This window comes from Brevibacillus nigriterrae, from assembly GCF_049846925.1.
Taxonomy (GTDB): domain Bacteria; phylum Bacillota; class Bacilli; order Brevibacillales; family Brevibacillaceae; genus Brevibacillus_H.
The window spans coordinates 65,850-86,184 of the sequence record NZ_JBNCMT010000001.1 but is presented as its reverse complement, the minus strand read 5'-3'; the positions used below and the strand labels follow the sequence as shown (position 1 = coordinate 86,184).

Below are 20,335 nucleotides of genomic sequence, written 5' to 3'. Positions count from 1 at the left end.
CATGCTGAATAGTAGAAGAGCTAGCTCCAAGCCAATGAAGTGTACGGAAAGAATAAGAGGAAGAAGGGAGCAGTTGTGATGAGAGTGATTCGGTTTTGTGAATACGGTGGCCCGGAGGTTCTTCAAACGATCGAATTGCCTACACCAAAGCCGACAGGACATGAAGTATTAATCGAGGTGAAAGCAATCGGTGTGAACTTTGCAGACACGGCACGGCGAGAAGGGAAGTATGTCGTCAAGACACCCCTACCGTTCGTACCGGGGGCAGAAATCGCTGGCATCGTGGTAGCAGTGGGCGATCAGGTTTCGACTGTGCAGGTAGGGAGTCGTGTAGTTACGTTGATTGAGTCTGGAGGGTATGCAGAGTACGCCCTTGCTGATTCACGTGGATTATTTCCTGTTCCGGAGGGAGTCAAGTTTGAACAGGCTGTTGCTTTGCCACTGCAAGGACTTAGTGCTTATCACATTTTAAAAACGATGGGTAATCTTCAGCCAGGGGAGCGTGTGCTAGTTCATGCAGCAGCAGGGGGAGTTGGTCTGCTTGCTGTACAGTTAGCCAAGCAATTTGGTGCTGGTCAAGTCATTGCTACAGCTAGTTCGGAGGAAAAGCTGCAACTTGCCAAGGAAGAGGGTGCCGATACTTTGATCAACTATACCGAACAAGGGTGGGAGAAAAGGGTATTGGAAGCAACAGAAGGTCAGGGAGTCGATGTTGCCCTGGAGATGGCAGGCGGCGAGGTGTTCAACAAGACATTGGCTTGCATGGCGGTATTCGGCAGACTGGTGATTTATGGTATGGCAAGTGGTCAACCCAGCACGCTACTTCCTTCCAGCCTGATGCGAAAAAATCAAGCAGTTATCGGCTTTTTCCTTCCTCAAATTATGCGAAAGCCAGCATTGTTGGAATCCAGCATGATTGAGCTGCTGCAGTATGTGAACCGTGGTCAGCTCAAGTTACGTATCGGTGGGGTGTATCCGCTGGAAGAAGCGTCAAAGGTCCATGAACTGCTCCAGTCTCGCAAAACAACTGGCAAACTGATTCTGGTTCCCTAATCGCACCAAAAACAGATAAAGACATGATAGTAACAATGGCTGACAGAGTGAGAGAGAACCCAAATAAGGGGGATATTCGATGAGCAAGCTGTGGTACAATGTTTGGCCTTCAGGATTACCGAAGACTCTTGTCTATGGGGAGAAGACACTTCCTGAAGTAGTAGAAGAATGGGCACAAAAACAGCCTGAACGGTGTGCCATTCAGTTTTATGGAAAATCAACGAGCTATGGAAAGTTAAATCAACAAATTACTTCATTTGCGAGCGGACTTGTGGAGTTAGGAGTGAAAGCAGGAGATCGTGTCGGTATTTTCCTCCCCAATTGTCCAGCATTTGTCGTCGCGTATTATGCCATCTTAAAAATGGGAGCAATCGTCGTCCCAATCAATCCAATGAATAAATCGATGGAGCTTGCCTATCAATTGCAAGACTCCACGCCGAAAGTACTCGTATTACTGGATGTGATGTACCCCCTATATGGTGCGATCAAAGATCATGTTATCAGCATTCCACATGTCATCAGTGTAAGTCTCCAAGATGAACTTCCGACCGAATCCACTCTTCCAATCCATCCAACAATGACAACGCCCAAGCAGACCCCAGCAGATACGCTCGACTACACAGTATTTGTTACGCAACCACATCAACCGCTTCCCGATAGCAAGGCAACCCTCGATCAAATTGCTGTATTGCAATACACATCAGGGACAACAGGAAACCCAAAAGGCGCTATGCTGACGCAGTTTAATATGCTGGCGAATGCGGTAGGTGGTGCTCAGTGGTTCCTGTCTGATGAGGGGGATAACATTCACTTATGCAATCTACCGCTTTTTCATATCACCGGCATGGTCAACAGCATGAATGTTCCTCTATACAGTGGTGGAACGATCGTTATGATGACCCGTTTTGATATGGAGGTCATGATTCAAGCAATTGAGTGGTATCAGTGTGAATACTGGGTAGGTACGGCGACCATGAACATCGCCGTGGTCAACTATCCAGGAATTGAGAACCGAAAGCTTACATCACTAAAAAGTGTCTTTTCAGGTGGAGCACCTATCCCGCTTGAAATTTTGCAAAAATTCAAAGAACTGACATGTTGTGAGCTTCTGGAGGGCTACGGATTAAGCGAAACAACTGCCCAAGCGACAACCAATCCGAGGGGTGGCGGCAAAATTGGGTCTGTCGGTATTCCCCTGTTTGATACTGATGTTCGCATCCTGTCCATAGAAGATCCGACGAAAGAGCTTGTACCCGGAGAGATTGGGGAAGTGGCAATCAAAGGTCCGATGGTGATGGCTGGATATTGGAACAGATCAGAGGATACCAAGCATTCGTTTATGGACGGGTATTTGCTAACAGGCGATTTGGGCTATTTCGATCAGGATGGGTACCTCTTCATTTCTGGTCGCAAGAAGGAGCTAATCAAAGCATCTGGCTTTAGCGTGTTCCCAACAGAGGTTGAAGGGTATCTTTATACACATCCGGCAGTAAAAGAAGCGTGTGTCGTAGGTGTGCCCGATCCATACCGTGGAGAGGAAATCAAAGCATATATCGTGCGAAAAGAAGGTAGTGAAGTGACCAAGCAAGAGATCGTTGCCTGGGCGAAGGAACACATGGCTGATTACAAATATCCACGTATCATCGAGTTTCGAGATGAATTGCCGAAGACAGGATCAGGTAAAATTCTTCGCCGAGTGTTGGCAGAAGAAGCGAAAGCATAGAAATCGCAAGGATAAAGGTGGGGGAATCGCAATGAATTTTGACTACAGCGACAAGGTGAAGGAGTTACGAAACAGAGTATTCGATTTTATGAATGAAGTGGTGTATCCCAATGAATCAGTATATGAGAAACAGTTGCAGGAAGGCGAAAGTCGCTGGCACATTCCTCCTGTCATGGAGGAGATGAAGGCAAAGGCCAAGGAAGCTGGCTTGTGGAATCTGTTTTTGCCGGAAAGTGATTTAGGGGCAGGCCTCACCAATCTGGAATATGCTCCCCTGTGTGAAATCATGGGTCGTTCCATGATTGCGCCTGAAGTATTCAATTGTGCTGCACCGGATACGGGCAATATGGAAGTGCTGGTCCGCTACGGAAGTGAGGAACAGAAAAAAGAATGGCTCCATCCACTTCTCGAAGGGCAGATTCGCTCTTGCTTTTCGATGACAGAGCCGGGAGTAGCCTCATCGGATGCGACGAATATGGAAACCCGAATTGAACGTGATGGAGACGAATACGTCATTATCGGGCGAAAATGGTGGTCTTCTGGTGCAGGTGACCCTCGTTGCAAGATCGCCATCGTCATGGGCAAAACGGATGAAAATGCACCCAAATATGAACAACACTCGATGATTTTGGTTCCGTTGGACTCACCGGGTGTGACGATCTTGCGGCAGTTGCCTGTGTTCGGCTATGACCATGCGCCACACGGACACGGTGAAATTGTATATGATCATGTGCGAGTTCCTGCTTCCAATATGTTGTGGGGTGAAGGAAAAGGCTTCGCTATTGCTCAGGGTAGGTTGGGGCCAGGTCGCATCCATCATTGCATGAGGCTGATTGGTGCTGCCGAGCGGGCACTTGAAATCATGTGCAAACGTGTGAAAGAACGGGTAGCCTTTGGAAAACCACTTGCCATGCAAGGGGTTGTTCAGGAGTGGATCGCCAATTCACGGATTGAAATTGAGCAGGCACGTCTTTTGGTGCTTAAGGCAGCCTATATGATGGACACGGTCGGTAACAAGATAGCCAAAAAAGAGATCGCCATGATCAAGGTAGTTGCTCCGACCATTGCGCTCAATGTCATTGATCGAGCCATCCAGGCGCTAGGGGCAGCAGGAGTGAGTGAAGACTATCCGCTTGCCGCACACTGGGCGAATGCCAGAACATTGCGCTTTGCCGATGGCCCAGATGAGGTTCATCGTACCGCCGTTGCCAAGCTGGAGTTAAAAGGGTCGAACTAATACAACCAAACACAGGGGGAGAATTTTATGAATATTGACAGTATCCATAATATTTGTGTCGTTGGCAGCGGCTCCATGGGCCATCAGATAGCCATGTTGTCTGCTTTGGCAGGGTTCAATACCAGAATCCAGGATATTTCAGAGGTATCACTAGCCAAAGCAAAAACAACACTGGAAGAGATCATGGCGAAATGGGTTGCCAAAGGGAAGCTTACAGAAGATGCCAAGCAAACGGCTTTTGATCGTCTCATTTTTACAACTAGTCTGGAGGAAGCAGCGGGCGATGCTGATTTTGTTATTGAAGCAGTCGTAGAAAAACTGGAGGTCAAACGGGAAGTGTTCGCACAACTGGACAAGATCACACCGGCTCATACCATTTTGGCAACTAACAGTTCAACCATCGTCAGTTCACTGATCGCACCTTCTACCAATCGAGCTGAAAAGGTTTGCAACATGCATTTCTTTTTCCCGCCACTGGTGATGGATTGTGTGGAGGTGGCCATGAGTGAACAGACATCTGAAAAGACAGCACAAATCACGATGGATGTATGTGCCAAAATGAATCGCACGGCTGTGTTGTTGCGCAAAGAAATCTATGGATTCGTTGTTAATCGCTTGCTCTTGGCGATGACCAGAGAAGCAGTACATCTATATGAGCAAGGCATTGCCGACTATAGGGATATTGACCTCGTGTGCAGGAAGGCGCTGAGTCACCCGATCGGGCCGTTTGAACTCATGGATTTGTCGGGAATCGATGTCGGTTATTACGTGCAGATGCAACGCTTTGCCGAAACAGGTGATCCGGCAGATAGGCCAGCAGCGTGCATTGAAGCAAAAGTGAAGGCAGGAACACTTGGACGAAAAACTGGCAAGGGTTGGTATGAGTACCCCAAATAAGCAGATTCGCCGATAAAGAAATCTCAAGCATACGAAAGGGATGAAGGGGAAATGGGAGCTTATATACAGGTAGAGAAATCAGAGGGAATCGCAACGGTTACAATCAACAATCCGCCACTCAATGTTTTGAGCAGTTATGTTTTACGAGAGTTAGATGAGGCTTTTGCGGAACTTGCCCAGGATCAGGAGGTTACGGTTGTCCTTTTCACAGGAGCAGGGAACAAAGCATTCATTGCTGGAGCAGATATTAAGGAATTTCCACAACTGATCCATAACGACAACCGAAAAGAGTATGTGATGAATCTCCATCAAGTCTTCCGCCGTATCGAGCAGTTTCCCAAGCCAACGATTGCTTTATTGAACGGAATGACACTGGGAGGCGGTTGTGAGGTGGCCCTTACCTTTGACATGAGGGTTGCAGAGGAACATGTCAGGATCGGGTTGCCAGAAGTAAATCTCGGGATATTCCCTGGGGGCGGCGGAACACAGCGATTGCCTAGATTAATCGGCACTTCCAAAGCAAAAGAGATGATGTTCACGGGGGAACCAGTCTCGGCTGAAACCGCAGAGCGAATCGGTCTTGTCAATCAAGTGGTGGCAAGTGGAGAAGGGCTTTTTGCAGCACGAGAACTGGCTAAAAAAATCGCCAAATACTCTCTTCAATCACTTAGCAGGATCAAGCAGGCAGTGAGCTTAGGAATGGAACGGGGACTGGATGAAGCAATTGATTTGGAAGCGGATCTTTTTTGTGAGGTATTCAGTACGGAGGACAACAAGGAAGGCATCCAGGCTTTCATCGAGAAACGAGCACCACACTTTACGAATCGGTAGGTGAACGGGTATGACACAACAACAGGTACGCAAAGGGGAAGAACTGCCTATCGAAAAGCTGGAAAGGTATTTGTGTGACAGGGTGGAAGCTTTACAAGAACATGAGGATTCCCCTTTAGAAATAAAACAGTTTCGCGAAGGAGCTTCGAATTTGACCTATGCTTTGAAGAAAGGGGCATGGGAGGCTGTTTTACGTCGTCCGCCACTTGGGCCAGTTGCTCCAAAAGCTCATGATATGGCCAGAGAATTCAAGCTTTTGAAAGAGTTGAATGCGCTATTTCCACTCGCCCCACAACCGTTTTTTTACTGTGAAGATGACACTGTTTTGGGAGCTCCGTTTTTCGTGATGGAGAGAAAGCACGGCGTCGTCCTGGATACAGAATTTCCTGAGCCTTATCAACCGACTCCACAGCTTTGCAAGCAAATTTCCGAGACGATGGTAGATCGCCTCGTCGAGCTCCATGCAGTTGATTACGAACTGACAGGGCTTGGAGAGATGGGCCATCCAGATGGCTTCATGGAGCGTCAGGTAAAAGGCTGGGTAGGTCGATATGAGCGTGCCAAAACAGAAGAAATGGAGCAAGTGGCCGAACTGCAGCAATGGATGATCAATCAGATTCCGGTATCACAGAAGCCAACAATTATTCATTATGACTACAAGCTGAATAACGTGATGTTTGACAAGGACGACCTGACCAAGATGATCGGTGTATTTGATTGGGAAATGACCACCATTGGCGATCCATTGGCTGATCTCGGCGTTGTACTCAGTTATTGGACGCAAGATAACGACCCGCCCATTCTCCGTTATGGTCTGGGAAAACCATCTGTCACCATCCTGCCCGGGTTCATGACTCGCCAAGAGTTTATCGAAGCGTATGCAAAGAAAAGCGGGAGAGATGTCTCGCACATCCATTTTTATCAAACGTTTGCTTACTTCAAACTCGCTGTTATTTGCCAACAAATCTATTTCCGTTGGAAGATGGGGCAGACCCAAGACCAACGTTTTGCCCAGTTTGGAGAGTATACACGCAGTTTGATCCAGGTGGCTGGAGAAGCAGCGAAAATCAAATAGAAGGTAGCAATTGAGGTGTTACAGATGGGCAAAATTCATCTTCTCCTAACGAAAGAAGAAATGGATGAAGAGAAAATGACGGGGAAAATTGCAGTCGTCTTCGATGTGCTGCTCGCCACATCAACCATCACTCTTGGGCTCTCATTTGGTGTCAGGGAAGTCATTCCGGTTCAAACGGAAGATGAGGCCAAAACCGAGTCATTGGGAAGAGAACTGAACAGTTTTCTGCTTGTTGGCGAAAAGGAAGGAATCGCACTGGACGGTTTTCACGATCCGCTCTCTTTCCACAGACAGGAGGAACTGAAAGGCAAAACAGTAATTCTCTCCACGACGAACGGAACGGTAGCGATACGAAAAGCATCTACAGCAAACAAAGTATATATTGCTTCTTTGCTAAACGGAGCGGCAGTAGCTGAAAAATTAGCGACAGATCATCAAGCCGATACGATTGTACTTGTTTGTTCAGGCTCATCGGGCTCGTTTAGCCTGGAGGATTTTTATGGTGCTGGTTATTTGTTGTCTACACTTGTTGAGGAAACCAACAATCATTGGATACTGACTGATTCGGCACAGGCTGCTCTTTTGTTTTATCAAGGTAATACGCTGGATAGTGAAGAGGTTCTGCGAATGTCCAGGGTAGGCCAGATGATTTGTGAAATGGGTTTTGGTGATGAAGTGGCTTTTGTCTCCCAGCGAGGGATCGTTTCCCTTGTGCCCACTCTGCGAGGGATGAGCATCGGGAGAGAGGAAGATGAGATAGGGGGGTGGCAGAATGAACTTGTTTGATTTAACGGGGCGTGTTGCCATTGTAACAGGTGGCAGCAAAGGGCTTGGTGCCGGGATGGCGATGACCTTGGCCAAACAGGGAGCTGATGTGGCTATTGTCAGCAGGAATGTAACGGAAGGAGAAGCGGTCGCTGCATCGATCCGTTCATTGGGCCGAAAATCAATTGCTCTTGCAGCAGATGTAAAAAAAATCGAATCTATTCAGTTGATGGTTCAACAAGTCAAACATGCATTCGGCCGAATCGATATTCTTGTGAACAATGCAGGTGTTGGTGCGACGAAATACGCATTAGAGGTGAGCGAGGAAGAGTGGGATCATGTGATTGATACCAACCTTAAAGGGGTGTTCTTTTGTGCTCAGGCAGTAGCCAAAGTGATGAAAGAGCAGCAATACGGGAAAATCATCAACATTGCCTCTGTTGCCGGAGCGGTTGGGGCAGTGGGGATGAGTCCATATTGTGCGAGCAAGGCTGGCGTCGTCAATCTGACCCGTACACTCGCCAAGGAATGGGCACGGTACAACATCAACGTCAATGCTATCGGTCCAGGGTATATCAAAACGGCAATTAATGAAGATGTCCTATCCAACGAAGCTTTCGTGGGAAAAGTGCTTTCCATGCTTGCCATCAAGCGGTTAGGAGAGTTGAACGACTTGTCGGGAGCGTTACTGCTGCTGGCCTCCGATACTGCAAGCTATATCACCGGGCAGACCTACTTTATCGATGGAGGAGCATTGGCGTAATCGATTGTTAATGATTGCAGGGTTTTGCACACCTTGATCAAGGGCAGGATAATGCTTGAGAGCAAGGGGGGAATTTCATGAATCGTGCACTGCAAACATCGCTTTTTTCAGTTTTATCTGCGCAAGTATTAAAAATCCCCATGGAATATAGGCAAACAGGAAAGTGGAACCTAAAAACTATGTTTACCCCAGGTGGCATGCCAAGCTCACATTCGGCGGCTGTATCATCGTTAGCTTCGTACATTGGTCTGAAAAAAGGGTTCCATTCCATTGAATTTTCTTTATCTGCTCTGTTGGGACTTATCGTTATGTACGATGCTTCCGGGGTACGAAGACACGCAGGTGAAACAGCTATCGTCGTGAATGACCTGGAGGAATCGATTGAAAAATTGGCAGAAAGCCATCCTGAATTGACGAATTACAGGAAAAGAGAAAAGGAATTGAAGGAGAAGCTGGGGCATTTGCCTTCTGAAGTGATCGCAGGTGCTGTGTATGGAATTGCTGTTGGAGCGCTGAGTTACTTCTTAGGGAAAAAGTAAATCTGGAAACTTTTTTCGCCCTCCTTCGTAGTAGTACCCAATATGGTAGATGGGGGGAGGGCTTTATGAAGTTTTTCCTATGGACATTACTTGCACTCATTGTTGCAATTGTCATCAGCTTTTCTTTTGGATTTGAAAGCATTGGATGGGGACTAGGGTTTGTTTTGGTCTCCATTGTCGGAATCTGGGGAGTAACTTATAATCCAACGACACAGGATTATATTTTTGGAAAAAGAAAATAAAGTGTTCAAAATAGTTCAATCTGAACTGCACCTCAATTATTAGATATACCTAACAATTGGAGGTGCTTTTCTTATGTGAAAGATCCTTTTTGCATACCCGGCAGGAGCTAGTCTATTATTGGAAAGTGAAGGAATCCATAAAAACAGCAGATTAATGGAAAAGGATGAGAGATATGATTCGAAAAGCAGAGCATGTTGCGATTATTGTAACAGATATGGACAAATCGATTGAGTTTTACAGCAATTTGTTTGGCTACCAGGTTCGGACACGCGGGCAAAGCAAGGTGAGGGAGATGGCTTTTCTGTACCGGGATAATCAGCCTGACTTTGAAATTGAGCTAATCCGTGATCTGGTAGACCAGGGAGAGTATTTTCCCAAAGGCATCGTCAATCACCTTGCTTTTACCGTTGATAACATGGAGGAAGCCATTCCCTTTTACCGTGAAAAAGGAATCCAGTTTTTGACGGAAACAGCCAACCCTTCGATTGATGGCGGCAAAACGATCTTCTTTTATGGGCCTAATCAGGAATTGCTTCAATTGGTTGAGCGAAATTATTCTGCTATGTCACAAAAATAGAAGGTATTTCGTTTCATGTGTATCAAGGGGCTTGGCAAGCGTATACGTATACAATGGATCGATAAAAACGACTATCATTTACGAAAAGTATTGCTATTCAAGGCTTCTATCAATGTTGAAGTTTCACTCATCAATTCCAGTAACCAATTGTTGCCGGCGATTCCAGAGAGGCTTGGACTTCCTACCTCAGACGACGGTCGATTTAAGGTGGGGTCAGACTATCGAGTGAAAAACTGCTGGAATATTTTTGCACTTGGAGATTCGGCCGAAATTATTGATCCTGTAACGGGAGAAATTGCCGGAATGACCTGCAAGGAAGCCATTCCTCAAGCTGCAAAAGTAGGGGATTTACGTTATTCTTAATCCACAGAAGTTACAGCATCTTTCATAAAGACGAGTGTATCTTTAATGATTTGGCGTGATGTCTCATCGTCATCGAGAATATCAAACGCGTGCTGGCCATTCGGATGGTTTATAAACGTAATGGCATGTCCCAGTAGTTTTGCTTCTTGCACGAAGCGATCAATCGATTCATTAAATACAGGACGATCCATGTCAGCCCGCACAACGAGCATCGGAGGAAGAGGTGAAGAGATGTTTTTCAGATGATTAGTAGCCGAAAATTGTTCAATCAAGTCAGCCTTTTCTCCGAAATGCTCCCGAAGCCCGTGAAGATCCATCAGTGCGTAATAAGAGACAATGCATTTCAACCAGTCTGGTGTAGAGCGGAGGACAGCGGTAAGGCTGGATGGCCCGCCTGCTGAACAGACCCATACACCGATTTGCTTCGGATGGATATGTAATTCTTCGGAGTGTTCTTGAACGTATGTAAACAGGTTTAGATGTCGTCTGTCGGGCTTTGGAAATCCGTGAATCCTTCCGAAGAACGATGCGTAAAGGTTATTCCGATCATGCCACTGGCAGCAACCAATTGCCCCCAGGACGTGTATTGTCCGCTATCCTTAATCGTGCGCAATCGTTCCCATGGCGCATCACCATGGATAAAGATGATCGCTGGAAGGGGAGTTTTGCTATCATAGCCTGCAGGGTAATACACATCCAAGGTCAGCTTCTCACCAATTACTTCCCGATAAACGATGTTTTGGACAACAGATGCGTTTTCCATTCCGGGGATACGGTAAACGACGGGTTTCTTGAGATTTTCATCAATATTCATATCCGAGGCTCCTTTCACATGGTTAAAGACTACTGGGAAAGTAGTCTTTTTTTGTACAAAAAACTTCGCTACTTCATTATACTTGGATGTAAATGGAAAACAATAATTGGGCTGAAGGAAGTGCTAAGATACAGTGTATCGGATGTCGCTTGGCCAGTTGCGTGAACATGAAGCTCATCTCAGATTGGGAGAAACAAAGGAGAAAAAATTATAAGCTATTTTCAATCAATAGAGAACGATGCAGGGATAGATGAATGCAATAGGAGGTAAGTCAAATGGTTCAGTTAAAAAAACTGTTACTTTGTTTACTGCCGATGCTCATTCTGGGTGCATGTTCCGCTACTAATCAGTGGTCTTACGAATTGAAAGGAGACAGCCCAAACTGGCGGGCTATTGTTCAAGTGGTGCCTGATAATCAAACAGGAGCCGTATTTGTGGGAAAGCTTCAGCCTCTAACTGACCGCAGAATCAGCTACATTGAATACGAAGCAAAAGTAACACGTACAAGTGAGCCATCAGGAAATATCAAAAATCCTTCTTTTCCAAATGGGGAGCATGTTCTTTTTCAAGACGTCCCTAACAACAGTATGTATCAAGAAGATTTTAAAAATGGTGTTAGTGCTGAAGAAATTAAGAATTTCTTTGGGGAGTACCCTGTCTTTCATATTACATGGACAGATGAACAAGGAGAGCATTCGGAAACAATTCAGTTAAGACTTGAGTAAATCACCACTGATTACTTCATCAAGTGGGACTTGAAAAACGGTCTTAGTACTATTTTTGCTTATCTCGAATAAAAAGCATGATAGTTAGAGTGATGAAGCAGACCCCGCCAATCATGGAAATAACAAAATCAATATTATTGAATCCATTCAGTTGCAACACCACATGAGGAATTATTATACAAAGAAGTTGCCGAGCTGGTAAGAGTAGCCCCATCGTCGTGGGTAGCACGAAACAGAATTCTTGAAGATGCAAAAGGGAGAGCAAGAAAATGACTAGAAAATACCGATTGTATCAAATTGATTCATTTACCAAAGAAAAGTTTACGGGTAATCCTGCTGGTGTCATTACGAATGCGGATGGATTGACGGAAAACGAAATGAAGAAGATCGCTAGGGAGCTTAACAATTCGGAGACGGCTTTTATCTTTTCCTCCAGTGACCCTGCATATGATGTTCATGTGCGCTTCTTTACTCCAACCGTTGAGGTACCAATCTGCGGACATGCTACGATCGCTGCGCATTATGCAAGGGCAATTGAACAACAGCTTGATTCAACTCGAGTCATTCATAAAACAGGGGCGGGCATATTACCAGTTGAGATTAGTAAGGAAGCGAACGATTATCGAATCATTATGAAGCAAGGCGAAATTGTGTTCGGCACGATTATAGAAGGTGAGGACAGGGAGAATCTCCTGGATGCTTTACATATTACAGAAGATGAGGTTATGGCAGATTGCCCGATTCAAATCGTATCTACGGGACACTCCAAAGTAATGATTGGGCTGAAAAACAGTACGGTAGTAAATCAGCTCCAACCCAATTATGAAGCGCTTGCCGTGTTGAGCCAACGCATAAAGTGCAACGGCTATTATACGTTCACGCTGGATTCTGCAGAAAATGATATCTTGGTAAAAGGAAGGATGTTTGCACCGGCAATTGGAATAAACGAGGATCCGGTAACCGGTAATGCGAATGGCCCCCTCGGTGCTTATCTTGTCCATCATAAGCTTGTAGCCTACCATGGACCTACATTCCGGTTTAAGGTGAAACAAGGAGAAGCAATCGAACGAGCGGGAACCATTGAGGTTACTGTTCAAATAGAAAATGATGAACCAGTTGAAGTAAGTGTTTCAGGAAATGCGGTCATTGTATTTCAGTCTGAATTGATTTTATAAGAGAAGAATAGGAGAAGTGAGACAAAGATGATATATGTGTCTACTGATAATGCATTGAACCCATCCGGACATTATTCACAAGCAGTTATTCATGATGGTTTGATCTATATCTCTAATCAATTACCCATTGATCCGGAGACAGGTGAAAAGAGAATTGGAACCGTCGAAGAGGAAACAGAACGAATATTAATGAACATCGAAATGATTCTTCACAAAGCTGGCAGTAATAAAGACCACGTGATTAGAACAACGGTATACATAACAGATTTAGCCGATTGGGACAAAGTGAATTTGGTCTATAGTCGTTTTTTCGGGGCACATAAACCTGCGAGATCAGTCGTTGTTGTTAAGGAACTGCATTTTGGATTCCAAGTCGGCATTGAGGCTACTGCTGGAAGTAATAAGGAACAGAAATAAATTTTTATTATTAATGTTTGAGTAGGCTGAAAACGTAATGGAGAATGAAGTATGAGTAAGATTGTCATTTGCAATTCTGTCGGTAATTATACAAAAGCGTTAACTCGCGGAAAGGAGTATGAAGTTTTAGAAGTAGATGAGGAAAAACAGCAGATAAAAATAATTGGTGATAACAAAAGAACAAGGTGGTATAAAGATTACTGTTTTGTACCCTATGGAAACAGTGTTCCTATAATGGTTGATTGGAAGTTCGATGATGTCATTCGTGATTCAAGTGAAAAATCACTACAGCATCCTGAAATTACTGTTTCATTTAGCAATGGACAAAAAAGATGGTGTACGATTTGTACAAAGGCAGGATTAATTGATTATATACAACGCAATATGGATTTGCCCGTCCTTCTGATTGAAAGTCAAATCATTGTGAAGAATTTTTCCAATGAAGTGGTGCATGATGCGCTGGTGGAATTAGATCAACAAAATCAATTAATCCAAGCAACCAGATTTCTTAACGAACAAGAATACGCTTAAAATAACGAAAGCCGATTATTCTGCACTTGAGAATAATCGGCTTTCAGCACTATAAACATCCTTATCCATTTCAATTAATAAACCATCCATGCATTCGGAATCCATCTTCCACGTGGGTCATCAACACAGGACTTGGTGAGAATCTTGTCCTCGTGAACCATCATGGCGGAAGTACCGCCGTCCAATGCCATTGCATTCACTGCACCGTACTCTTCGAATAAATCGGCCATGTCTTTCATGCTGGCTCCGAGCGAGTGTCCCGGTTGACGACCATCGATTACAATCATGAGGATAGTTCCGTCTGCCGTTTGTCCAATAGCAGCGCGGGGGGCTATTCCCCAACTGGTGGCTTCTTTGCCAGCAAACAAGTTCTTTCCATTAACAATTAATTGCGGTCGGAAGGATACGGCATCTCGAATGCCCATATCAACAAGTTGCTTCGCCGTGTAATTTCCGGTAATCAGCTTCCCGTTATAATCAATTCCCACCGCAGTATCCCCATTACGAGGGTTGTAATCTTGCAGAATTTTTCCATCAACGATCACAAGACCTGCCGCCTGACTAGCATAGCCCATGTAATTTGGGTCATAAAATCCAGAGGCATTAATCCCGCCAATCGCATTCGTTCTCTCGGAGAATTCATCGATCCACTCACCACGAGGCTTACCACGGTTTTTCTTTACTGCCGTTGGTACGAGATGAACTCGATGGGGATCGTTCACCTTCATCACGTGTCCCTTATAGTAGTGGTACGTGCTGAACTTTTTCTCTACCGGAATGACTTCAACAGGTGGGAGATTGTTCAATGGCTTCACTTCTTGCGGTTTGGGTTGTTGCACCACGGTTGATACGGGCTGGGAGTTAATCACTTCCGGTTTGGCAATTTCTGCTTTCAATTTATTCAAAGCCTCTTCACCAACGAATGTGTATTTGGCCCAGTGTGAATGCTGCGTTACCAATAAAGAACCAGCCAGCCAAAGTCTCGCATCGTAAGAGAATACGAAGGCTGCAATCATTACGACTGAAAAAATCCCTGACAGCAAGATGCTCTTTTTCAACATAGATCCACGCTTTTTTTTGCGTTTGGATCTGCCAACTCGAGTTGCCCTAGTTCCCATGATCGTTTCTCTTGCTCCTTTATTTCTATCTAATCGTGAAAAATTCTCAATACATCAAATAGGAAATCATATTACCTGTATTAAGACGATTCAGCAAGCAAAAAGTTTCATCTTTTCTTTTCCAAGAACAGTACTTTTGAGCTATCCATGAAGGGCAGGAGCATTTTGAGTCAGCTTCAAGGGAACAATACTCGCAGGAGGTGATGAGTCATGCGTCAATTTGACAAAGAGTTTCAGGATCAGGTAGAAGAATACATGGAAAATCCCACTGGAAGCCATAATCAGATATCTGAGAAAGACCGTCACGATAAGATGGAAAAGAGAGAAACCCGTTTGGACTCCAATCAGTAATGTTTGCCTTTGCCCTCCTAATTTTGGGGCAATTCATTCAGGTGAGATCCAATACGGATTTCGCCTTTTCTTATTTTCTGACCTGATTGATTGGGGCATTCTTGTCATGGTGTCAAATGAATGGTAAGCTAACGTTTATGAACTTTTACGTCAAGTAGGTGGAATCTGATGCCAACAACGTTTGCATCTTTTGGGATAAAAGAAACACTCCTGCAGGTACTGCAGAAAGCGAAATTTACAGAACCTTCCTCTATTCAGGAGCAGGTAATTCCCGTCATTCTGGACGGAAAAAATGTCCTTGCTGAGTCTCCGACAGGGACTGGTAAAACATTGGCTTATCTTTTGCCGTTGTGTCAGAAGCTGGAGCCTGAAAAAAAAGAGCTGCAAGTCCTGGTTCTTGCCCCAACACATGAACTGGTTATGCAGATACAACGGGAAGCAGAGAAGCTGTTAGAGCCAATGGGACTGCATTCTGTTGCTGTGATCGGTGGCGTAGACCCGAAAAGACAACTGGAAAAGCTTAAGACACATCCTGTCCTCATTGTGGCAACTCCGGGGCGAATCAAGGAGCTGCTGGATCAACGCAAATTAAAAGTACACACAGTGAAAACACTGGTCGTCGATGAAGCGGACCGTCTCGTCGATCAAGGATTTGCCGGAGTAGTGGCTGATGTAAATAAACGACTGATGAGAGACACGCAACGCTTGTTTTTCTCGGCAACTTTGCCGAAGCAAGTACTTTCCTACTTGCGGGACATGGTGCAAGAGCCGGTCATGTTCCATGTGGAAAAAGAAGAAAGTGAACGAGTGCTTCACATGTACATTGTGAGTGAACTTCGTAAAAAAATTGACACCCTTCGTCGTTTGATCCGGTTGGTGAATGCCAAACGTACTATTGTTTTTATTAATCATTTGGATCGGGTGGAAGAAATTCAAGAGCGACTGGCGTATCATCAGATTGATTGCCGCTTTATCCATCGAGATACTGGGAAAGAAGAGCGCTCCAAGACCATCCAGGACTTCCGTGACGGAAAGTTTCCGGTTCTTGTGGCGACAGACATAGCTGCGCGGGGAATTGATATTCCAGAGGTAGAGGCGATTATCCATCTTGACCCTGCCGTTGATGCAGATGCTTATATACACCGCAGTGGCCGGACTGGACGCATGGGGGCTGCAGGCCTTGTTTTCTCTATCATTGCACCAAATCAACGATTCATTCTGGAAAAATTTCAGAAGCAAACCAATATCCCGATTGTGGAGAGGATCATGTCGTACGGGGCACTGGTTGATCCCGAAGAAAAGCGAAGAACTCCACAGAATACGGGCAAAAGTGCCAAACCGGCTAAGAAGAAGCAACGCAAGTAATACATAAGAATCCCCTTAATAGAACAGCTTAGGATCATATAGAGGAAGTTCAAAAAGTCCGGGAAACATAGCGTTCGAATTTCTGCGTTGCCTTGCCCCTCCGCTGCTCACGTAGACTCACCTACGTTATAGCTGCGCTCCACAGGACGTGGGAGTGTCGACGTTACCAACAGGACGTTGGTGCATTTAGTCGACCTCGGGTCTTCGGCGCCTTGAACTTCGAGGCTCTGTTTGTGCCCTCTCATCGGGGCATCGAAACATCCTCTCTTTTTGAACTGGCTCTTACTGATCTGTTAAGGAGGAAGTTCCATGAATCGAGATCGATTGGATGAAGAAGCCCTGCTGGTGAACGGACGAGTAGGGGGAGAAGTATTGACGAAACAGGAACGAAATACACTGAGAAGAGAAGCGGCCGAGCTGAAAACCAAAATGGAAGAAGCAAAGCACCAAGAGATTAAAGAGTAACATTTCGATAAACAAAAAGCAGGCGAAACGATTCGTTACTGCTTTTTGTTCTTTTCGAGCAGCAAGTCAATCGCAGCAATCAAGTCATGCGTGCTTTCAAAAGAGGTGTCCAGTTGCAACAGACGTTTCAGCAGGTTGTGCAATGGTTCATCCAGTTGCAGCTCATCTTGCCAGCTTTTTTCCTCTGTGGACTCCTGATCATAAGACGAGTACAGTAAAAACAGCAGCAAGTGGCCCATGGCGTAAAGATCGCTTCTAGGGTGGACTTCACGCTTCAGTTGTTTTTCAACAGGATAACCATCCAGATCGGGCGACTCATAAGTAGGCTTGTCTCCCATAAAGCGAGCAAGACCAAAATCGATTAAATAAGGCTCTTTTTCAAATAAAATGATATTGGGAATCCGTACATCCCGGTGAATTAAACCTTGCTCGTGCAAAGACTGTACGACACATGCAATTTTGCGCAACAAACGCAGCGATTCCTCATGAGAAAAGACGACGTGCTGCTCAAACAACAGGTCCTCTAAAGCATGACCATGAACATAAGACATAACCAGAAAACAGCGATTTTTATCTGAAAAAATTTCAATAAACTTAGGTACATATGGTAGATGACTGACTTTTGCAAGTACATCTGCCTCATATTGTTGCATCGCCACACCTTTTGGTTTGCCCATCCGGCTTTTTTTAACCTGTTTGGCGACCATGATTTCATTCGTTTCCTTATTTTTCACAAGGTAAGCAATACCATAACTGCCTGAACCAATCACGGACTCAATTTGATATTTGCCTATCGTTGTACGTGGTTTGAGAGGGCGGTCCCTCCATTGTTGGATGAATTCAAGAATACGTTCGAACAGCACAGTCGAAAAACCCCCGTCACTGATTATGTGGATACAGTAACATCATTAATGGGTGATTACAATGTTCAAACTATGTTCTTTTTTGGTATAATCATGAGCGGAAATGCAGGCAGACAGTAAGGGAGTTTTGGGGAGAGTATGAATTTTATCGTAGATTGGCTGAGCTTTTACTTGGTGGAACAGCCAGAATCAGATACGAGCAACAAACGGGTAACCATGTCCAAGCTATTGTCTCATGATGACTATCAGTCGAGTGAACTAAAGGATTTTTTAGATGGCGAGTTCACGAAAATTGCCAAACGAAAAGTTGAAGCTACTCCGAAAAGTGACGGCAGTCCGACGAAAATAGGGCAATTTATTATCGAGCAAGGCCATCCAATCGACTCCAATCCTACATACGGTATCTTTCAAAGGCTGTTACATGCAGTAGGGCAGGAGGCAATCCAGACAGCTACGTCCGAGTTGCTGCATATGTATTTGCGTACTTCACAGGTTCGAGGTGGCGTTCTTTTGCTTGTAAAAGCTCGGTTGGATAAATACGATGATCATTTTCTGTTTATCCTGAAGTGTGACTTTGAGCAAAAAACAGCCGTAATTACAGACGAAAAAAGCCTCATCTCGAACGTCAACATGGCGATTAATGCAAAAAATATGAAGTCCATCATGTTTCCTCATCTGTTGGAGCCTGGTATGACTGACAATTTTCATGTGAAAATTCATCAGTTTTCCCATGCACGATATTTTGAGGAGTTCCTTAAGTATATTGAATATCCCGAAACCGTGCATGACGTGATGTCCCGAGAGGTTCTTTCACTTGCGAGACAACATATTGAACAAATCTACCCGGAGCCATCAGAAGAAAGAGAACGGGAAGAGGAAGAAATTGAGCGGATTGCCGCCAGTCCGAAGCGAGAGTTGTCAGAGAAATGGGAACACGAAACGGTCATGGAGGCAGCACAGTGGTTTGCGGAGCAGCAACCAGACATTGAGTTAAAATTAAAGCTGGATCACATTCAAATTCGAGCATTACTAGCCGACTACGGGGATAAGGTGCACATTGCAAAGGCAAATGGACGTTATCTCATCCTGTTGGAAGGAGATATGATCCAATTTGAAAAGGGATGTTCACCTGTGGAGTTTCTCAAACCAAAAGAGCTTCATGAGGTTCTGCATGATCTGGAAAGGCGTTCAACATCTGAAAGACAGTTTGTCCCACAGCAGGAGGATGCTCCGCCTTGGTAAATAACGCAAATATTCAAATGAAAGGAGTTTGTCATGTCAGGAAGTGAATTGTGTCGCATCCGAGCATCGTTACAGCGAAGAGTTGTTGAATTATTGGAAACACAACTTCCCGAAGGTTGGGAAGTGAAAGCACACCAACAGCATATTCTGTTGATGGGGCTCGAGGGAGACAAGTCCATTGAAAAGGAAATCTCTTTGGAAAAGCTGTATGAGCGGGTAGAAAGGTATCCCGATCAGAGAAGAGAAGCACTGTATTCATTTGTGACACATGTTGTTGCCGGGATCAAGGGATTGATTGAAACTCGTGATCTTACGAATCAAGAGATGAATGTTTATCCTGTATTGCGCCACGTATCTTTTGTAACCAACCATCCAGGCGGTCAGAAATTGGTGTACCGAGAGCATACTTCCGAATCGATCATTGCCTATGCTCTGGATCGCAAAGAGGGGTACCTTCTGATCAATCATTCCATGCTGGAGGACGCAGGATGGTCAGTGGATCAATTACACACGTACTCGCTACAGAATTTGCGAAAATTGCCGCTATCGGTTCGCACGCAGGAAGTCGCCGGCAATCCGGTTCATTTTATCAATCCCCAAGACGGTTATGCGGCAAGTCGGGTTCTCCTGACTGAACTTCTCGATCAATATGACCAGGAGAAAAAAGGCGAAGCTCTCGGTGTTGCCATTCCACATATGGATGTTCTGATTATCGTAGACATACAGGATGAAATAGGAATGCAGTTACTCTCTAGATTAACCTATGACTTTGCGAGTAAAGGAGACATACCCATCTCGCCATTCCCGTTTTTGTATCATAACCAAACCTTGGAATCCTATATCGTAGTAAAACATTCAAAGGGAAAGTAGGCTGAATATGAACCACCGCAAACCAACGGATCGGAAGGCTTTTGAACAAAAAGCTGCAGGCTCCAGAAACACAGGAACGAGACCAGCGGGACCAAAAGCAACTGGACCCCAATCAACTAGCCCCAAATCAAATGGGCCAAAACAGGATGCGGTAAACCTTCTCACCAAACAGGAAAAAGAGCTGCTGGAAGATTGTCTGGATGAGCTGTATGAAGATTATGTGACCTACCGTGATTCTTTGAAAAAAGATGAAGAGATGAATATTACGTATAAAATGTTTATGAGCATCGTTAAAAAGCTTGGACTGCGTCAGCCCAAGTAGGAGGCGTACAA

General features: G+C 45.0%; 26 protein-coding genes. 22 read left to right on the top strand and 4 right to left on the bottom strand.

Annotated elements, in window-relative coordinates:
* The first annotated feature begins 78 nt into the window (after positions 1-78).
* From ACPW7N_RS00475 to ACPW7N_RS00420, 12 genes are all read left to right on the top strand, one after another.
* On the top strand, positions 79-1,053 hold the full coding sequence (locus ACPW7N_RS00475) for a quinone oxidoreductase family protein (protein ID WP_425649021.1): 975 nt from the start codon (positions 79-81) through the stop codon (positions 1,051-1,053).
* Between the two features lie 79 nt (positions 1,054-1,132).
* The gene (locus tag ACPW7N_RS00470) at positions 1,133-2,776 is read left to right on the top strand and encodes an AMP-binding protein (protein ID WP_425649020.1); all 1,644 of its coding nucleotides are present in this window, start codon (positions 1,133-1,135) and stop codon (positions 2,774-2,776) included.
* Positions 2,777-2,807: 31 nt separating this feature from the next.
* Positions 2,808-4,013, top strand: a complete 1,206-nt coding sequence (locus tag ACPW7N_RS00465; protein ID WP_425649019.1) for an acyl-CoA dehydrogenase family protein — start codon at positions 2,808-2,810, stop codon at positions 4,011-4,013.
* A 27-nt stretch (positions 4,014-4,040) separates the two neighbouring features.
* Positions 4,041-4,910 (top strand): 3-hydroxyacyl-CoA dehydrogenase family protein, encoded by an 870-nt coding sequence (locus ACPW7N_RS00460; protein ID WP_425649018.1) that lies wholly within the window; start codon positions 4,041-4,043, stop codon positions 4,908-4,910.
* A gap of 51 nt (positions 4,911-4,961) precedes the next feature.
* Positions 4,962-5,741, top strand: coding sequence for an enoyl-CoA hydratase/isomerase family protein (locus ACPW7N_RS00455; RefSeq protein ID WP_425649017.1), 780 nt, complete (start codon positions 4,962-4,964; stop codon positions 5,739-5,741).
* Positions 5,742-5,751: 10 nt separating this feature from the next.
* Complete coding sequence (locus ACPW7N_RS00450) at positions 5,752-6,816, top strand: phosphotransferase family protein (RefSeq protein ID WP_425649016.1); 1,065 nt, start codon at positions 5,752-5,754, stop codon at positions 6,814-6,816.
* A gap of 24 nt (positions 6,817-6,840) precedes the next feature.
* Positions 6,841-7,602, top strand: a complete 762-nt coding sequence (locus tag ACPW7N_RS00445) for a 2-phosphosulfolactate phosphatase (RefSeq protein ID WP_425649015.1) — start codon at positions 6,841-6,843, stop codon at positions 7,600-7,602.
* Positions 7,589-8,344, top strand: a complete 756-nt coding sequence (locus tag ACPW7N_RS00440) for an SDR family NAD(P)-dependent oxidoreductase (RefSeq protein WP_425649014.1) — start codon at positions 7,589-7,591, stop codon at positions 8,342-8,344. The genes ACPW7N_RS00445 and ACPW7N_RS00440 overlap by 14 nt, the downstream gene beginning before the upstream one ends.
* Before the next feature lie 77 nt (positions 8,345-8,421).
* Positions 8,422-8,883 carry a divergent PAP2 family protein gene (locus ACPW7N_RS00435; RefSeq protein WP_425649013.1) on the top strand — a complete coding sequence of 154 codons (462 nt, stop codon included), beginning with the start codon at positions 8,422-8,424 and terminating at the stop codon, positions 8,881-8,883.
* A 65-nt stretch (positions 8,884-8,948) separates the two neighbouring features.
* A complete protein-coding gene (locus ACPW7N_RS00430) occupies positions 8,949-9,125 on the top strand; it encodes a hypothetical protein (RefSeq protein ID WP_425649012.1) in 177 nt (58 codons plus the stop codon).
* Between the two features lie 173 nt (positions 9,126-9,298).
* Positions 9,299-9,703 (top strand): VOC family protein, encoded by a 405-nt coding sequence (locus ACPW7N_RS00425; RefSeq protein WP_425649011.1) that lies wholly within the window; start codon positions 9,299-9,301, stop codon positions 9,701-9,703.
* 15 nt (positions 9,704-9,718) lie between these two features.
* A complete protein-coding gene (locus ACPW7N_RS00420) occupies positions 9,719-10,066 on the top strand; it encodes a hypothetical protein (RefSeq protein ID WP_425649010.1) in 348 nt (115 codons plus the stop codon).
* Here the strand turns inward: ACPW7N_RS00420 and ACPW7N_RS00415 are convergent.
* Positions 10,063-10,539, bottom strand: coding sequence for an alpha/beta hydrolase (locus tag ACPW7N_RS00415; RefSeq protein ID WP_425649265.1), 477 nt, complete (start codon positions 10,537-10,539; stop codon positions 10,063-10,065). The genes ACPW7N_RS00420 and ACPW7N_RS00415 overlap by 4 nt on opposite strands.
* 2 nt (positions 10,540-10,541) lie before the next feature.
* Positions 10,542-10,880: a hypothetical protein gene (locus ACPW7N_RS00410; RefSeq protein WP_425649009.1), complete on the bottom strand. Its 339-nt coding sequence runs from the start codon at positions 10,878-10,880 to the stop codon at positions 10,542-10,544.
* A 275-nt stretch (positions 10,881-11,155) separates the two neighbouring features.
* Here ACPW7N_RS00410 and ACPW7N_RS00405 point away from each other — a divergent pair, with 275 nt between their 5' ends.
* The 4 genes from ACPW7N_RS00405 (at position 11,156) to ACPW7N_RS00390 (ending at position 13,728) form a co-directional block, all read left to right on the top strand.
* Positions 11,156-11,605, top strand: a complete 450-nt coding sequence (locus ACPW7N_RS00405; RefSeq protein ID WP_425649008.1) for a hypothetical protein — start codon at positions 11,156-11,158, stop codon at positions 11,603-11,605.
* A 269-nt stretch (positions 11,606-11,874) separates the two neighbouring features.
* Positions 11,875-12,780, top strand: coding sequence for a PhzF family isomerase (locus ACPW7N_RS00400; protein WP_425649007.1), 906 nt, complete (start codon positions 11,875-11,877; stop codon positions 12,778-12,780).
* A 27-nt stretch (positions 12,781-12,807) separates the two neighbouring features.
* On the top strand, positions 12,808-13,197 hold the full coding sequence (locus ACPW7N_RS00395; protein WP_425649006.1) for a RidA family protein: 390 nt from the start codon (positions 12,808-12,810) through the stop codon (positions 13,195-13,197).
* Between the two features lie 51 nt (positions 13,198-13,248).
* Positions 13,249-13,728, top strand: a complete 480-nt coding sequence (locus ACPW7N_RS00390; RefSeq protein WP_425649005.1) for a hypothetical protein — start codon at positions 13,249-13,251, stop codon at positions 13,726-13,728.
* 74 nt (positions 13,729-13,802) lie between these two features.
* Here the strand turns inward: ACPW7N_RS00390 and ACPW7N_RS00385 are convergent, their stop codons facing one another.
* Positions 13,803-14,846 carry a phosphodiester glycosidase family protein gene (locus tag ACPW7N_RS00385; protein ID WP_425649004.1) on the bottom strand — a complete coding sequence of 348 codons (1,044 nt, stop codon included), beginning with the start codon at positions 14,844-14,846 and terminating at the stop codon, positions 13,803-13,805.
* Between the two features lie 210 nt (positions 14,847-15,056).
* Between ACPW7N_RS00385 and ACPW7N_RS00380 the strand changes: the two genes are divergently transcribed.
* The 3 genes from ACPW7N_RS00380 (at position 15,057) to ACPW7N_RS00370 (ending at position 17,027) form a co-directional block, all read left to right on the top strand.
* Positions 15,057-15,197, top strand: coding sequence for a hypothetical protein (locus tag ACPW7N_RS00380; RefSeq protein WP_425649003.1), 141 nt, complete (start codon positions 15,057-15,059; stop codon positions 15,195-15,197).
* Between the two features lie 168 nt (positions 15,198-15,365).
* Complete coding sequence (locus ACPW7N_RS00375) at positions 15,366-16,562, top strand: DEAD/DEAH box helicase (protein WP_425649002.1); 1,197 nt, start codon at positions 15,366-15,368, stop codon at positions 16,560-16,562.
* A 309-nt stretch (positions 16,563-16,871) separates the two neighbouring features.
* Positions 16,872-17,027, top strand: a complete 156-nt coding sequence (locus tag ACPW7N_RS00370) for a hypothetical protein (RefSeq protein WP_425649001.1) — start codon at positions 16,872-16,874, stop codon at positions 17,025-17,027.
* A gap of 35 nt (positions 17,028-17,062) precedes the next feature.
* On the opposite strand, the gene ACPW7N_RS00365 is transcribed toward ACPW7N_RS00370, so the two are convergent.
* Positions 17,063-17,890: a serine/threonine protein kinase gene (locus ACPW7N_RS00365; protein WP_425649000.1), complete on the bottom strand. Its 828-nt coding sequence runs from the start codon at positions 17,888-17,890 to the stop codon at positions 17,063-17,065.
* A gap of 138 nt (positions 17,891-18,028) precedes the next feature.
* Between ACPW7N_RS00365 and ACPW7N_RS00360 the strand changes: the two genes are divergently transcribed.
* Genes ACPW7N_RS00360 through ACPW7N_RS00350 form a run of 3 tightly spaced genes read left to right on the top strand, consistent with a single transcriptional unit; the run spans position 18,029 to position 20,324 of the window.
* On the top strand, positions 18,029-19,132 hold the full coding sequence (locus ACPW7N_RS00360) for a DUF3900 domain-containing protein (protein ID WP_425648999.1): 1,104 nt from the start codon (positions 18,029-18,031) through the stop codon (positions 19,130-19,132).
* A gap of 33 nt (positions 19,133-19,165) precedes the next feature.
* The gene (locus ACPW7N_RS00355) at positions 19,166-20,002 is read left to right on the top strand and encodes a DUF1444 family protein (protein ID WP_425648998.1); all 837 of its coding nucleotides are present in this window, start codon (positions 19,166-19,168) and stop codon (positions 20,000-20,002) included.
* Positions 20,003-20,009: 7 nt separating this feature from the next.
* Positions 20,010-20,324 (top strand): hypothetical protein, encoded by a 315-nt coding sequence (locus ACPW7N_RS00350; protein ID WP_425648997.1) that lies wholly within the window; start codon positions 20,010-20,012, stop codon positions 20,322-20,324.
* Positions 20,325-20,335: the final 11 nt, after the last annotated feature.

What these genes read in the sequence shown, in the direction of transcription:
- ACPW7N_RS00400 (WP_425649007.1), top strand. Translation starts at nt 11,875, where the DNA reads ATGACTAGAAAATACCGATTGTATCAAATTGATTCATTTACCAAAGAA.
- ACPW7N_RS00420 (WP_425649010.1), top strand. Translation starts at nt 9,719, where the DNA reads ATGTGTATCAAGGGGCTTGGCAAGCGTATACGTATACAATGGATCGAT.
- ACPW7N_RS00360 (WP_425648999.1), top strand. Translation starts at nt 18,029, where the DNA reads ATGAATTTTATCGTAGATTGGCTGAGCTTTTACTTGGTGGAACAGCCA.
- ACPW7N_RS00425 (WP_425649011.1), top strand. Translation starts at nt 9,299, where the DNA reads ATGATTCGAAAAGCAGAGCATGTTGCGATTATTGTAACAGATATGGAC.
- ACPW7N_RS00350 (WP_425648997.1), top strand. Translation starts at nt 20,010, where the DNA reads ATGAACCACCGCAAACCAACGGATCGGAAGGCTTTTGAACAAAAAGCT.
- ACPW7N_RS00370 (WP_425649001.1), top strand. Translation starts at nt 16,872, where the DNA reads ATGAATCGAGATCGATTGGATGAAGAAGCCCTGCTGGTGAACGGACGA.
- ACPW7N_RS00430 (WP_425649012.1), top strand. Translation starts at nt 8,949, where the DNA reads ATGAAGTTTTTCCTATGGACATTACTTGCACTCATTGTTGCAATTGTC.
- ACPW7N_RS00445 (WP_425649015.1), top strand. Translation starts at nt 6,841, where the DNA reads ATGGGCAAAATTCATCTTCTCCTAACGAAAGAAGAAATGGATGAAGAG.
- ACPW7N_RS00470 (WP_425649020.1), top strand. Translation starts at nt 1,133, where the DNA reads ATGAGCAAGCTGTGGTACAATGTTTGGCCTTCAGGATTACCGAAGACT.
- ACPW7N_RS00380 (WP_425649003.1), top strand. Translation starts at nt 15,057, where the DNA reads ATGCGTCAATTTGACAAAGAGTTTCAGGATCAGGTAGAAGAATACATG.
- ACPW7N_RS00355 (WP_425648998.1), top strand. Translation starts at nt 19,166, where the DNA reads ATGTCAGGAAGTGAATTGTGTCGCATCCGAGCATCGTTACAGCGAAGA.
- ACPW7N_RS00455 (WP_425649017.1), top strand. Translation starts at nt 4,962, where the DNA reads ATGGGAGCTTATATACAGGTAGAGAAATCAGAGGGAATCGCAACGGTT.
- ACPW7N_RS00465 (WP_425649019.1), top strand. Translation starts at nt 2,808, where the DNA reads ATGAATTTTGACTACAGCGACAAGGTGAAGGAGTTACGAAACAGAGTA.
- ACPW7N_RS00440 (WP_425649014.1), top strand. Translation starts at nt 7,589, where the DNA reads ATGAACTTGTTTGATTTAACGGGGCGTGTTGCCATTGTAACAGGTGGC.
- ACPW7N_RS00375 (WP_425649002.1), top strand. Translation starts at nt 15,366, where the DNA reads ATGCCAACAACGTTTGCATCTTTTGGGATAAAAGAAACACTCCTGCAG.
- ACPW7N_RS00385 (WP_425649004.1), bottom strand. Translation starts at nt 14,846, where the DNA reads ATGGGAACTAGGGCAACTCGAGTTGGCAGATCCAAACGCAAAAAAAAG.
- ACPW7N_RS00405 (WP_425649008.1), top strand. Translation starts at nt 11,156, where the DNA reads ATGGTTCAGTTAAAAAAACTGTTACTTTGTTTACTGCCGATGCTCATT.
- ACPW7N_RS00450 (WP_425649016.1), top strand. Translation starts at nt 5,752, where the DNA reads ATGACACAACAACAGGTACGCAAAGGGGAAGAACTGCCTATCGAAAAG.
- ACPW7N_RS00475 (WP_425649021.1), top strand. Translation starts at nt 79, where the DNA reads ATGAGAGTGATTCGGTTTTGTGAATACGGTGGCCCGGAGGTTCTTCAA.
- ACPW7N_RS00435 (WP_425649013.1), top strand. Translation starts at nt 8,422, where the DNA reads ATGAATCGTGCACTGCAAACATCGCTTTTTTCAGTTTTATCTGCGCAA.
- ACPW7N_RS00390 (WP_425649005.1), top strand. Translation starts at nt 13,249, where the DNA reads ATGAGTAAGATTGTCATTTGCAATTCTGTCGGTAATTATACAAAAGCG.
- ACPW7N_RS00410 (WP_425649009.1), bottom strand. Translation starts at nt 10,880, where the DNA reads ATGAATATTGATGAAAATCTCAAGAAACCCGTCGTTTACCGTATCCCC.
- ACPW7N_RS00460 (WP_425649018.1), top strand. Translation starts at nt 4,041, where the DNA reads ATGAATATTGACAGTATCCATAATATTTGTGTCGTTGGCAGCGGCTCC.
- ACPW7N_RS00395 (WP_425649006.1), top strand. Translation starts at nt 12,808, where the DNA reads ATGATATATGTGTCTACTGATAATGCATTGAACCCATCCGGACATTAT.